The sequence below is a fragment of the Thauera butanivorans NBRC 103042 genome (assembly GCF_001591165.1).
Lineage (GTDB): Bacteria > Pseudomonadota > Gammaproteobacteria > Burkholderiales > Rhodocyclaceae > Thauera > Thauera butanivorans.
In genome coordinates this window covers 138,395-150,264 of record NZ_BCUG01000004.1, presented here as the reverse complement: position 1 = coordinate 150,264, position 11,870 = coordinate 138,395, and the positions used below count along the sequence as shown (strand labels likewise).

14 protein-coding genes and 1 pseudogene are annotated in these 11,870 nt (G+C 66.2%); 10 read left to right on the top strand and 5 right to left on the bottom strand.

Annotated features, from left to right (window positions below; all coding sequences use genetic code 11):
* The first annotated feature begins 295 nt into the window (after window positions 1-295).
* From TBU01S_RS24700 to TBU01S_RS02955, 6 genes are all read left to right on the top strand, one after another.
* Window positions 296-1,207, top strand: a complete 912-nt coding sequence (locus TBU01S_RS24700) for a PEP-CTERM sorting domain-containing protein (protein ID WP_245650830.1) — start codon at window positions 296-298, stop codon at window positions 1,205-1,207.
* Window positions 1,208-1,484: 277 nt separating this feature from the next.
* Window positions 1,485-2,147, top strand: coding sequence for an MOSC domain-containing protein (locus tag TBU01S_RS02965; RefSeq protein ID WP_068635141.1), 663 nt, complete (start codon window positions 1,485-1,487; stop codon window positions 2,145-2,147).
* Window positions 2,148-2,254: 107 nt separating this feature from the next.
* Window positions 2,255-2,392 carry a hypothetical protein gene (locus TBU01S_RS24275; RefSeq protein ID WP_169802947.1) on the top strand — a complete coding sequence of 46 codons (138 nt, stop codon included), beginning with the start codon at window positions 2,255-2,257 and terminating at the stop codon, window positions 2,390-2,392.
* Between the two features lie 41 nt (window positions 2,393-2,433).
* Window positions 2,434-2,646 carry a dodecin gene (locus tag TBU01S_RS02960; protein WP_068635140.1) on the top strand — a complete coding sequence of 71 codons (213 nt, stop codon included), beginning with the start codon at window positions 2,434-2,436 and terminating at the stop codon, window positions 2,644-2,646.
* Window positions 2,647-2,671: 25 nt separating this feature from the next.
* Window positions 2,672-2,815, top strand: coding sequence for an AMP-binding enzyme (locus tag TBU01S_RS22910; protein WP_245650829.1), 144 nt, complete (start codon window positions 2,672-2,674; stop codon window positions 2,813-2,815).
* 71 nt (window positions 2,816-2,886) lie between these two features.
* Complete coding sequence (locus tag TBU01S_RS02955; RefSeq protein WP_068635193.1) at window positions 2,887-3,816, top strand: pyridoxal-phosphate dependent enzyme; 930 nt, start codon at window positions 2,887-2,889, stop codon at window positions 3,814-3,816.
* An 81-nt stretch (window positions 3,817-3,897) separates the two neighbouring features.
* Here the strand turns inward: TBU01S_RS02955 and TBU01S_RS02950 are convergent, their stop codons facing one another.
* On the bottom strand, window positions 3,898-4,068 hold the full coding sequence (locus tag TBU01S_RS02950) for a hypothetical protein (protein WP_217999547.1): 171 nt from the start codon (window positions 4,066-4,068) through the stop codon (window positions 3,898-3,900).
* 115 nt (window positions 4,069-4,183) lie between these two features.
* Window positions 4,184-4,732 carry a RidA family protein gene (locus TBU01S_RS02945; protein ID WP_245650828.1) on the bottom strand — a complete coding sequence of 183 codons (549 nt, stop codon included), beginning with the start codon at window positions 4,730-4,732 and terminating at the stop codon, window positions 4,184-4,186.
* On the opposite strand from TBU01S_RS02945, the gene TBU01S_RS02940 reads away from it, so the two are divergent.
* Window positions 4,705-5,169, top strand: coding sequence for a LysR substrate-binding domain-containing protein (locus TBU01S_RS02940; RefSeq protein ID WP_217999545.1), 465 nt, complete (start codon window positions 4,705-4,707; stop codon window positions 5,167-5,169). The genes TBU01S_RS02945 and TBU01S_RS02940 overlap by 28 nt on opposite strands.
* A gap of 136 nt (window positions 5,170-5,305) precedes the next feature.
* Here the strand turns inward: TBU01S_RS02940 and TBU01S_RS02935 are convergent, their stop codons facing one another.
* Together TBU01S_RS02935 and TBU01S_RS02930 are read right to left on the bottom strand one after the other, a co-directional pair.
* A complete protein-coding gene (locus tag TBU01S_RS02935; protein ID WP_068635139.1) occupies window positions 5,306-8,089 on the bottom strand; it encodes an FAD-binding and (Fe-S)-binding domain-containing protein in 2,784 nt (927 codons plus the stop codon).
* 99 nt (window positions 8,090-8,188) lie between these two features.
* On the bottom strand, window positions 8,189-9,067 hold the full coding sequence (locus TBU01S_RS02930) for a tellurite resistance TerB family protein (protein WP_068635138.1): 879 nt from the start codon (window positions 9,065-9,067) through the stop codon (window positions 8,189-8,191).
* Window positions 9,068-9,223: 156 nt separating this feature from the next.
* Between TBU01S_RS02930 and thrC the strand changes: the two genes are divergently transcribed.
* The 3 genes and pseudogenes from thrC to TBU01S_RS24270 all read left to right on the top strand — a co-directional run bounded on the left by thrC (window position 9,224) and on the right by TBU01S_RS24270 (window position 11,274).
* The gene (gene thrC, locus TBU01S_RS02925) at window positions 9,224-10,672 is read left to right on the top strand and encodes a threonine synthase (protein ID WP_068635137.1); all 1,449 of its coding nucleotides are present in this window, start codon (window positions 9,224-9,226) and stop codon (window positions 10,670-10,672) included.
* Between the two features lie 18 nt (window positions 10,673-10,690).
* A pseudogene (locus tag TBU01S_RS25070) lies at window positions 10,691-10,831 on the top strand (hypothetical protein); the annotation flags it as partial.
* 71 nt (window positions 10,832-10,902) lie between these two features.
* Window positions 10,903-11,274: a PD-(D/E)XK nuclease domain-containing protein gene (locus tag TBU01S_RS24270; RefSeq protein ID WP_083953430.1), complete on the top strand. Its 372-nt coding sequence runs from the start codon at window positions 10,903-10,905 to the stop codon at window positions 11,272-11,274.
* A gap of 16 nt (window positions 11,275-11,290) precedes the next feature.
* On the opposite strand, the gene TBU01S_RS02915 is transcribed toward TBU01S_RS24270, so the two are convergent.
* Window positions 11,291-11,863 (bottom strand): DUF2946 family protein, encoded by a 573-nt coding sequence (locus TBU01S_RS02915; RefSeq protein ID WP_068635136.1) that lies wholly within the window; start codon window positions 11,861-11,863, stop codon window positions 11,291-11,293.
* Window positions 11,864-11,870: the final 7 nt, after the last annotated feature.

The following is an 11,870-nucleotide window of genomic DNA, read 5'->3' as shown; positions in this document are numbered from 1 at the left end:
TGGGCCCGGCAGCTTGCTGGCCATGGCTACACGAAGGCGGGATGCCGATGGGTTTTCGCCACGGACAGAATGGCGTTTGAACTTTCTACGCGCGGGCTCAGCGCGGGGTATTCAACCAGACCGCGGTGATGTCGAAATTTATTACAGTTATAGTATTGAAATCATCAATAAAATCACAAGATTTTGATTTTATTGATTTTTATAAGATGGCATGCCGTTTGCTAGTCGGTGTGCGGCCTGTCCTCCATCCTGGTCAGTCAATTTGTCACGTACTTCGATTCACAAAGAGGCGCTCATGAAAATTTTTACCTTGAGTATTGCGGCCCTTGCTGCCGCGCTGACGTCCGGCACGACCCTGGCTGCGCCGGTCCTGCTCGAATCCCAATCTGTGCGGGTGAATATTACCGATGGGGGGGTGTTCAATTCTTTGCGCTTTGACCCCACCGGCACCGGCAACTTCCCTGCTGACAAGGATTACGTGTCGCCCGGGATTCCCTTTGAAGGCTTCGGCATCAGGTTGACGGATTCCACTGGTTCCGCGCGCTCGTACTCGAATTCCAACTCTGGCGGCTTGTCGCTTTCCGGTACCACGTCGGTGGCAAGCGGCTCGTTCGACTTCGGCGCCACCTGGAGCACGACGACCAACCTGTTCTCGCTGACGCACCTGTTCTACTTCAACGAAGGCGACCAGCGCGTGAACATCCAGACCACGTTCACTGCGAACGCGAACCTGGACAACGTGCGCATCTCGCGCGCCGTCGATCCCGATCCGGACAACTACTCGGGCGGTAGCGCGGCCACGAACAACCAGCGTGGCATTGCGGATCAGGGCGTTTCGCTGGAGGACTTCGTCGGCTCGCTCGGCGCGATCTCCGGCTACCCGCTGGGCCTGTTCTATTCGGGCCCGATCGCGCACAACACGGGCATCGTCGGCGTCTGCTGCTCGGTGACCGATCCGGATGCCTATCTGGCTGGCGGCAACCAGGGCAACTCCAGTTCTGGCGACCATGGCATCGGCCTGGCATTCAACCTGGGTGATCTGTTGAGCGGCGATACCGTTGTGTGGAACTACGCATACGTGATGGGCGGCTCGCTCGACACGATCGATATCCCGGTTGAGCCCGGCAAGGTGCCCGAGCCCGGCTCGCTGGCCCTGGCCTGCCTGGGCCTGGTTGGTTTGGCTGCTGCTCGCCGCCGCAAGCACTGATCTCAGCTTCGATTGCACGCACAACCCGGCTTTGGCCGGGTTGTGCGTAGGCGATGATCAGGGCAGTGAGGATCATTCCAAGAATTTCTGGCGCGTACACCAGGAAGCCTGCCGATGGTTAAATCGCGTGGCTTGGAATGCATCGCTCTACATCCACTATGCGCGGTCGGGCGATCGCGCTGTGGCGCCGCCATCGGCACGCAAGCGCGTCTTCGATGGCCCGGGCGGGGCGGGTTCAGGTAAGCTGATTTCCCCTGTTCCGATCCATGGAGAAGCGATGAAAAGCACGGTCGATCAGGTCTTCGTCGGACGCGTGCGGCTGATGCTGCCCGAAGGCGAGGCCAGCGGAATCTTCAAGTCGGCGGTCGACGGCCCGGTCCAACTGGGCACGACCGGGCTGGCGGGAGACGAGCAGGCCGACCTGCGCCACCACGGCGGGCCGGACAAGGCGCTGCATCACTATCCGGCCGAGCACTACGCGCTGCTGGCCGAGGAGTGGCCGCAGTGCGCGCCGATCGTCGGGCCGGGGGTATTGGGCGAAAACATCAGCACGCGCGGCCTGAGCGAGCACGACATCTGCATCGGCGACGTGCTGCGCATCGGCGAGGCGCACGTGCAGGTCAGCCAGCCGCGCTCGCCATGCTGGAAGATCGACCTGCGGCTGAAGGTGAAGGACGCCTCGCGCTTCGTCGAGGCCGCGGGCGTCACCGGTTGGTATTACCGGGTACTGCGGGAAGGCTGCCTGTGTGCCGGGGATGGCATCGAACTGCTCGAACGGCCGAATCCCTGGCTGACGCTGGCCGAATACTGGGACACGGTGACGGCGCACCGGCCCGATCCTGCGGCGCTGCGCCGCATCGCAGCGGCACCGGGACTTGCGGCGGACAAGGCCGGGCGCTGGCTGGAGAGGGCGGCCTGGCTGGAGGCGAATGCCGGCTGAGAGCGACGCGCTGCGGCAGGCGCGAGCGGAGATGTGCGGCTACACTGAAGGCATTGGCCGCGCCTGAGGCGAAAGGGGCGTTTCAGGAGCGAACGGGACCGACTGACATGGCATTCAAACTCATCGTTTTCATCGGCATCCTCATCGCGGTGGCAGTGCTCGGCGTACGTGCCTACCGTTCTTCGGTGCGGAATTTCGAAGTGCGGCAAGTGTCTTCCAGCCATTGCGATGGCGATTCGAACTGAGAAGGCCGATTCCCCGGCCTCACCACCAAGAGGAGGCTCACATGTCCGATCACGTCTATAAGCTCGTCGAGGTCGTCGGCTCGTCCCACGAGGGCAGCGATGCCGCCATTCGCAACGCCATCGAGGCTGCGGCGCAGTCCATCCGCCACATCGACTGGTTCGAAGTGGTGGAAACCCGCGGCCACGTCGTCGATGGCAAGGTGGCGCACTTCCAGGTCACGCTGAAGATCGGCTTCCGGCTCGAAGCCGATTGAGGTCTGTGGGCGGGCGGCGGAGGACTTGATTGCCTACGTGCCCACCAGGCTCGCTTCGTTCAAGGTGCCCAAGCGCGTGTTCTTTGTCGAGGACATGCCGCGCAATGCTTCGGGCAAGCTGCTCAAGCGCGAGCTACGCGCGCGCTACGCAAGCGAGGCCGAGGGCTGAGCGTTTTCCCGCCGGGATCTTGCCTGGCCCGGAGTCATTTATTATCCGCTTTTCTGATTTTCTGCTTGCCCATGCCTTTGCACATCGAAACCCCGCTGATCGCATCCGATTCCCTGAGCCAGGCCGCAGGCCGGCGCATCAGGCTCAAGCTCGACAACTTGCAGCCTTCGGGCTCCTTCAAGATTCGTGGTATCGGCGCGGCCTGCAAAGCGCACGCACGAACGGGCAAGCGCCGTTTCGTGTCCTCTTCCGGCGGCAATGCCGGTATCGCCGTGGCCTATGCCGGCCGCTGCCTGTCCGTGCCGGTCGTCGTGGTGGTGCCGGAAACCACCACTGAGCGAGCCCGGGCCTTGATCCGCGCACAAGGCGCGGAATTGGTCGTACATGGAGCGGCTTGGCATGAAGCCCATGCGCTGGCGCAATCCCTGCTGGGCGAGGAAGACGCCTTCCTTCACCCGTTCGATGACCCGCTGCTTTGGCAAGGCCATGCCACCCTGATCGACGAGGTGGCGGCGGCCGGCACCAAGCCCGATGCCATCGTGCTGTCGGTGGGCGGCGGCGGCCTGTTCTGCGGTGTGGTGGAAGGCTTGCGCCGCAATGGCTGGCAGGACGTGCCCATCGTCGCCGCAGAAACGGCTGGCGCCGATGCGCTGGCGCGTTCGCTCGCGGCAAACGAGCGCATCGCGCTGGATGCCATCACCAGCATCGCCACGTCGCTGGGCGCGCGACAGGTATGCAAGCATGCATTCACCCTGGCGCAGCAGCATCCGGTACGGCCCGCGGTGGTCAGCGACCAGGCTGCCGTGCAGGCGTGCGAGCGCTTCCTCGACGACCATCGGATGCTGGTGGAGCCCGCCTGCGGTGCCAGCCTGGCGGTGGCCTACGGGCAGGCTGGCGCATTGGCCGATGCCGCTGATGTGCTGGTGGTAGTGTGCGGCGGCGTAACCGCCACCGCCCAGCAGTTGCACCAGTGGCATGCCGCATTGGATGCGAATCCATGAGTCAGTCATGTATCCATGCTGGCCCGGAAATCTGACGGGCTGAAAGGGTCTGGCACCGCACTGCCAGGGGATCGTCCCGATCTACCGGCCTTGCTCCCTGAGCCAGCCGTCATGCAGCCACTTCTCGGTCTTGCGATGGCCTGGGAAGGTGATCCATACGATGTCGCGCTCGAACACCATCGGTTTTTCGTCGCTGCCGAGGATGACCCAGAACCAGCGCCCGTCGGCCAGATTGCGAGCTTTGACTTTCATGCCGGTCAGGGTGACGGTTTCGCTGCGGCCATCGCGCTGCACATGGATCGGCTCATCGTGCGGGTCGATCCATGGGTGAATCTCCTTTCAATGGATTCCGGTGTACCGAGGGAAATCAGGCATCCGGCGGCAGCACAGCAATCGCATCCATCTCGACCAGTACATTGGGATGGAACAGCTCTGCCGCGCCGATCAATGTACTGGCGGGAGGCCGTTCCTGGTCGATGAAGCGGTCTCGTGCGCGGCGGATGGCGGGCAGTTGATCCGCCTGGAAATCGCGCACATAAATCGTGATACGCGCCAGTTGGCGAGGTGTTGCGCCTGCCGCTTCCAGCGTTGCGCTCAGGTTCTTGAATACCTGGTCCAGTTGGCTTTCAAGGTCTGGCGGAAGAACTGCGCCGCCCGCATCCATTGGCACGTGCCCGGACAGGAACATCATCCTGCCGCTCTCAACGACGACGGCAGAGGAAATGCCGGGGATAACGGCGCCCGCAGGATTGACGGGCCGAAGCATGGTGCTTGCGGAGGGCATGGCGGATTCCTCCTGTGCGGAAAGTGCGGGATTGGCCAGGGCATTGGCGCTGAGCAGAAGCGCTGCCGACAGCATGGAAAAGCGATGAGGTTTCATGAAGAGCGGTGCGCCCGCCATCAGGAGCGGCAACAATCGGCTGTGCTGCTCATCGCATCGGCCTCCCTCATGCGCCGGTTGCCGGTCCGGCCCAGCAGGCAAACAACACCGTTATTCGTGAACCGGCCGATTGCCTGAGGTGGCCGTTGCTCCAGGACGCTGACCGTGCGGACTGGCCGCTGTGGCTGGCGGCGCATGGCGTGCCCGACGACCCGCGCGCCGAACGCGGCACGGCATTCGAGGACGACTACCTGCTGATCCGGGCGGCCGTGGCCGGTCAAGGGCTCGCCCTGGTGCCGCAGGAATACGCCTGCGATGAAATCGCTGCCGGGCGTCTGGTACAAGTGCTGGACAAGCCTTGGCCGGCGCGCTTCGCGTATTACCTGGTCACGCTGCCGGATGCCATGCAGCGCCCGGAAGTCCAGGCGTTTGCGGAATGGATCAGGGAAGAAGTGCAGCAGGCTCTGGCCTGAACCAGGGCAACGCCCGTGGTGATGGGACCGTGGTACAGGACGGTGCCCTTGTGCGCCAGATGACCGATCGCGACTTCGATGTCCGGTACGAAGCGGACGATGGATTCGATGGTTCGCAGCATGGCGGGAGAGGCGTTCAGCAAGATGCCTGCCGCATCGCCTCGCGGCTGCATTCGTCCAGCAGATGGACGATGGAGCGGTAGGGCAGGCCGGTGGCGGCGGTGAGGCCGATTTCGCAGGTCTGGTTGCTGGAATAGCCGCCGCAGCAGCCGGCCGGGATGTCGGCGGCCAGCTTGCGCAGTGCGTGGGCGTTGAGTTCGGGCACGACGAAGCCGCGGTCGCCGCCGAAGCCGCAGCATTTGACTTCCGCCGGCAGCGTCACCTGTTCGGCACAGGCGCGCGCGAGCTGGGTGAGCTTGCGTTCGAAACCCATGCGGCGCGCGCTGCAGTTCAGGTGGACCAGCACCGGCTCGGCCTTCTTCGCCAGCATCAGGCGCGGCAGCAAGGCGTCGTGGGCGAATTCGACCAGGTCGTAGATCGGCAGGCGTTCGGCGAGGAAGGTTTTCATGCGCAGCGAGCAGGCGCTGGCGTCGAGCACGATGGGGTGGCGGCCGTCTTCGCTGGCGTGGCGCAGCACGGCTTCGAGTTCGGCGGACTTGCGGTCGGCATCAGCGGGCATGCCCTTGCTGGCGAAGGACTGGCCGCAGCACAGCGCATCGACGCCTTCGGGCACGACGGGGGCGTAGCCGGCGCGTTCGAGCACGCGGATGACCGTGGCCGACAGCGCATTCTCGGGCGTGTCGGCACCGAACATGCGGCCGGCGCAGGTCGGGAAATAGACCACCTTGTCGCCGCTGGCGGCGGGGTTGACGCGGCCCGCCGGCTGGGGGCGCGGCATGCCGGCCTTCCACGCGCCGCCGGTGAGGCGGGCGAGCAGCGGCGTGCCGAGCACCGATTCGGCGACGTGGCCGGCTTTCAATGCGCTGCGGGCCAGTGCCTGGGTGGCGCCGAAGTTGTTGGCGGCGACGCGGCCGAGCGTGCGTGCGACCGACGACAGGTTTTCGCCGCGCACTGCGCGCGTCAGCGCGCCGGTTTCGATGCCGACCGGACAGGCGGTGGCGCACAGGCCGCAGGTGGCACAGGTGTCCAGACCCATGTAGAGATAGTCGTGGCCGAGTTCGCCGGGCGCTTCGCCCGCCGCCTTGCGCCGCGACAGTTCGCGCCAGCCGACGATGCGCTGGCGGGGCGACAGCGTGAGGCCGTGCGACGGGCATTGCGGTTCGCAGAAGCCGCATTCGATGCAGCGGTCCACCGGCGCGTACAGCTCGCCGGCGGCGGGCATCGGCTTGAGGTGCTTCAGGTGGGCCTCGGCATCGTCGTTGATGATGACGCCGGGGTTGAGTAGTTCTTCCGGATCGAACAGGCGCTTGATTTCCTTCATCAGCGCATAGGCCTGTGCGCCCCATTCCAGCTCGACGAAGGGCGCCATGTTGCGCCCGGTGCCGTGCTCGGCCTTCAGCGAGGCATCGTACTTCTCCACCAGCACGGTGCACAGTTCGTCCATGAAGGCGGCGTAGCGGGCGACTTCCGACTCGATGCCGAAATCCTGCGTGAACACGAAATGGACGTTGCCTTCCAGCGCATGGCCGAAGATGATCGCCTCGTGGTAGCCATGCTTGGCGAACAGATGCTGCAGGTCGAGGCAACAGGCGGCCAGGTCGGGTACTGCCACCGCGACGTCCTCGATGATGACCGTGGTGCCCGGCTTGCGCACCGCGCCCACCGCCGGGAAAGTGCCCTTGCGCACGTTCCACAGGCGCTCGATCTCGGCGGCGTCGGTGGTGAAGGCCGGCGCTTCGAGCAGCGGGTGGCGGGCCAGCTCGGCGAGCACCGCTGCCATCCGCTCGGACAGCGCGGCGGCCGACGGAGCGCGCGTCTCGATCAGCAGCGCGGTGGCGCCATCGGCCAGTTCGCGCAGCAGCGGCGGCATGCCCGGTTTGTCGGCCACCGAGCGCAAGGATGCGCGGTCGAGCAGTTCGACCGCATCCACCGGCGCGGACTTCAGCCCGGCCACCGCGCGGCAGGCGCTTTCCATGTCGGGGAAGAACACCAGCGCGCTGGCCTTGTTGGCGTATTCCGGCACGGTGCGGTAGGTGACGCGGGAGATGAAGCCGAGCGTGCCTTCCGAGCCGATCATCAGGTGGGCGAGGATGTCCACCGGGTCGTCGAAATCGACCAGGGCGTTGAGGCTGTAGCCGGTGGTGTTCTTGATCTTGTACTTGCTGCGGATGCGCGCGTACAGCGCCTCGTCGGCCTTGATGCCGGCGGACAGCCCGGCCAGGCGGTCGAGCAGGGCGGCGTGGCTGGCGCGGAAGGCGGCCACGCTGGCGGCGTCGGCGGTGTCGAGCAGGCTGCCGTCGGCCAGCAGCACGCGGATCGCCGCCAGCGTGTTGTAGCTGTTCTGCGCCGTGCCGCAGCACATGCCGCTGCTGTTGTTGGCGGCGATGCCGCCGATCTTGGCGGCGTTGATCGATGCCGGGTCGGGGCCGATCTTGAGCCCCAGCGGCGCCAGCCGGCGGTTGACCTCGGCACCGATGATGGCCGGCCCCACTTCCACCGTGGCGCCGTCGGCGGCGATACGGCAGCTCGCCAGCCCTTCGCCGAGCAGCACCAGCACGCCATCGGTCACCGCCTGGCCGCACAGGCTGGTGCCGGCCGCGCGGAAGGTCACCGGGCGCTGGTGGCTGCGAGCGAGCGCGATCACGTCGCGGACGTCGTCCTCGCTGTCGACGACGGCGACGACCTCCGGAATCAGGCGGTAGAAGCTGCCGTCCGTGCCGTAGGCAAGGCGACGCAGTTCGTCGGTGATGACGCGCTCGGCGGGCAGCCGGCGGCGGAGAGCTTCGATCAGTGCGGACATGGAGAGTCGTCCCGGCAAAAAGGTAGGAACAACCGGGCGCGATGCCCTTGTGCGCTCATCGGCAGGGCATCGCGCTCGTGATGGCGTCGGGCGTCTTGCTCAGGCCACGCCAGTGAGCTGGTGCAGGCGGGCGACGGTGTCGGCATCCAGTCCCAGTCCGCGCGCGAGCTGGCGCAGGTAGGCCAGTTCGGCTTCGGTGTCGAGGTCGATCGCCAGCAGCGAAGCACCGTAGACCTGTGCCGCGACCGCCTGGCTGGGCACGGCGGCGATCAGCGACTCCAGATCCAGCGGGCGGCGCAGCTCGGCGACGACGAACTGCTTTTCTTCCGCCGTGACGCCGTCTTCGCCGATCTTGCCGACGATGCGCTGGATTTCGCTTTCGTCCACCTCGCCATCGGCCTTGGCCGCCGCAATCATCGCGCGCAGCACGAGCTGCTCGGTCTCGGGCGAAGTCATCGCCGCCAGTTGGGCCGGCTCGATCTGGCCGGGCGCTATCGCCGCCTGGGCACCGCTGAAGCCGGCCGCAGCAGTGCGCGAACCCTGCCAGTTCTTCAGCGCCGCCATCGCCAGCGTGGCGAGGATGGCCATGCCGGTGCCGCCGAGCGGATTGCCCGAACCGGCGCGGCTGGCGCCGCTGCTTCCGCCGCCCAGCATGCCGCCGAGCACGTCACCGAGGCCGCCTCCCGCACTGCGGCCGCTGGCGCCACCGCCCAGCAGGCCGCCGAGCAGATCACCCAAGTTGCCGGCACCGCTCCTGGCCGAGCCCTGGCCGCCGAGAACGCTGCCCAGTACGTCCGCCAGGCCGCCACCTGCGCTGCCGCGGCCACCGCCGCCCGCGCCCAGAACCGTGCCGAGCAGGTCGCCCAGGCCGCCGACGCCGCCCAGCCCCGAAGAGCCGAGCGTGTGATCCAGCCGCGAACGGCTCTGGCTGGCCATGCCTTGCTGCAGGATCTGGCCGATGATGTTGCCGAAACTCATGGTGTTCTCCGGTTTTTGTCGTGGGGCGGAGGAATTGTAGCCGCCTGCCGGCCCTGGAACGGTATGTCGGCTGCCGCGCCATTCGTTAAAATCGCGCATTAGCACCCGGACACTTCGTCCGGCCCGATTCCAGCCCAGTCTCCGAGGACTTCCTCCGTGAAATACATCTCCACCCGAGGCCATGCCGGCCAGCCCGCCAATCCCGAGTTCTGCGACATCCTGCTCGGCGGCCTCGCACCCGATGGCGGGCTGTACCTGCCCGAAACCTATCCTCAGGTGACGCGCGCCGAACTCGATGCCTGGCGCAGCCTGTCCTACGCCGAGCTGGCCTTCGCCATCCTGTCGAAATTCATCACCGACATTCCGCCGGCGGACCTGAAGGCGATCTGCGACAAGACCTATACCGCCGAGGTGTACCGCCACGTGCGCGAGGGCGACCAGGCGAGTGACATCACGCCGGTGCACTGGCTGGAAGAAGGCAAGCTTGGCCTGCTGGAGCTGTCCAACGGCCCGACGCTGGCCTTCAAGGACATGGCGATGCAACTGCTCGGCAACCTGTTCGAGTACGTGCTGGCCAAGCGCGGCGAGACGATCAACATCCTCGGCGCCACCTCGGGCGACACCGGCTCGGCGGCGGAATACGCGATGCGCGGCAAGCGCGGCGTGCGCGTGTTCATGCTGTCGCCGCACGGCAAGATGAGCGCCTTCCAGCGCGCGCAGATGTATTCGCTGCAGGACGACAACATCTTCAACATCGCCGTCACCGGCATGTTCGACGACGCCCAGGACATCGTGAAGGCGGTGTCGAACGACCATGCCTTCAAGGCCGAGCACAAGATCGGTGCGGTCAACTCGATCAACTGGGCGCGTGTCGCGGCGCAGATCGTCTATTACTTCAAGGGCTATTTCGCCGCGACCGGGAGCAATGACGAGCAGGTCGCGTTCTGCGTGCCCTCGGGCAACTTCGGCAACATCTGCGCCGGCCACATCGCCCGCCAGATGGGCCTGCCGGTGGCGAAGCTGATCCTCGCCACCAACGAGAACGACGTGCTCGACGAATTCTTCCGCACCGGCGTCTACCGTCCGCGCAAGGCCGCCGAGACCCACGTCACCTCCAGCCCGTCGATGGACATCTCCAAGGCGTCCAACTTCGAGCGCTTCGTCTTCGACCTGGTCGGGCGCGAGCCGCAGAAGGTCGCCGCGCTGTGGGCGGAAGTCGATGTCGGCCGCGCTTTCGATCTGTCCGCATCGCCGGAATTCGCCCGCATCGCCGGCTTCGGCTTCGTGTCGGGCGCCAGCAGCCACGCCGACCGGCTGGCGACCATCCGCAAGGTGTTCGAGCAGTACGGCGTGATGATCGACACCCACACCGCCGACGCCGTCAAGGTGGCCTGGGCGCGCGCCGCCGAAGTGCCGGCCGGCGTGCCGGTGCTGGTGCTGGAAACCGCGCTGCCGGTCAAGTTCGCCGAAACCATCGTAGAGGCGCTGGGCCGCGAGCCCGAGTGTCCGTCCGACCTCGAAGGCATCGAGAAGCTGCCGCAGCGCGTCGAGGTGATGGCGCCGGACGTGGATGCGGTGAAGCGCTTCATCGCCGAGCGCGTCTGAGGCGGCGTGCCTTGCCGGATGGGGTGTGACCGGCAAGGCCGTACAATGGCGGCCGAGACGGAATCCGCGAGCGCAGCCCATGAACCGCAAGAAACTGCCGATCGGCTCCAGACCTTCCGCGAAATCCGGGAGGAGGGCCATTATTACGTCGACAAGACCACGTTCGCGCTGCGCCTGATCGACGAGGGCAAGCACTACTTTCTCTCCCCCCGCGCCGTTTCGGCAAGAGCCTGTTCACTGCCTTCTTTGCCGGCATCCCGGCCGACTGGCACCGCAGGAACCCCATCGCCAACTACGAGGGCTACTGTGCCAGCGTGTTCTACGCCTATTTCGCCGCGCTCGGCCTGGATGTGGTGCCCGAAGAGGCCAGCCATGCCGGGCGACTGGACATGGCGGTGCGCTTCAACGGGCAGGTGTATCTGTTCGAGTTCAAGGTCGTCGAGATCGAACCCGAAGGCCGTGCGCTGGAGCAGATCAAGGACAGGGGCTACGCCGACAAGTATCGCCTGGCCGGCCAGCCCATTCACCTGATCGGCGTCGAATTCAGCCGCGAGCAGCGCCGCGTGGTGGGTTTCGAGGTGGAGAGCATTGCCGGGGCGTAAGGAGGCGAGACGGGTTTCAGGCTGCTTCAGGCTGCGGGTCTGAAGTGAAGCCGAGCCGGGAGGCGGCTGTTTCGCCGCTGCGGCCACCGTCCAGCGCCTGGAGCGGCATTCCGTGCCACTGCAGCTTCGCCCGGCTTTCACCCGCCACCAGCGCCAGCAGCGTATCGTCGTCCGCGGCCTTGCCCGCAGGGTCGCTCAAATCGGCCAGCAGCATCGCCAGATCGCGATCGTCCAGTGCAGCAGGGCCGGCGTCGGTGGCGAGGAACAACCGTCCTTCGGCGTCGAGCAGCAGCGGGCCGATCGCCGTGACGCTGCGCCCGGTGTGGGTGACGAAGCTGCCGTCAGGCTGCAGGCGCAGCACCCAGGGCGCGCTTTCCAGTGCGACGTACACCCGCTGCGGGCCGTTGTTCACCAGCCAGCGGCCTTCGGCGTCATGGGTGTAATGGGCGTTCAGGAAAGCGATCAGCCCGGGATGGGAGATCGTTTCGCCTTTCAGCCGCCAGCGGCCGCGGGCGTCGAGCGACAGCCAGCCGTAGCAGGCCGGCACCATCGGCCAGGGCGGCAGGGAAGCGCTGGCGCCGTCGGCCATCGGGCGG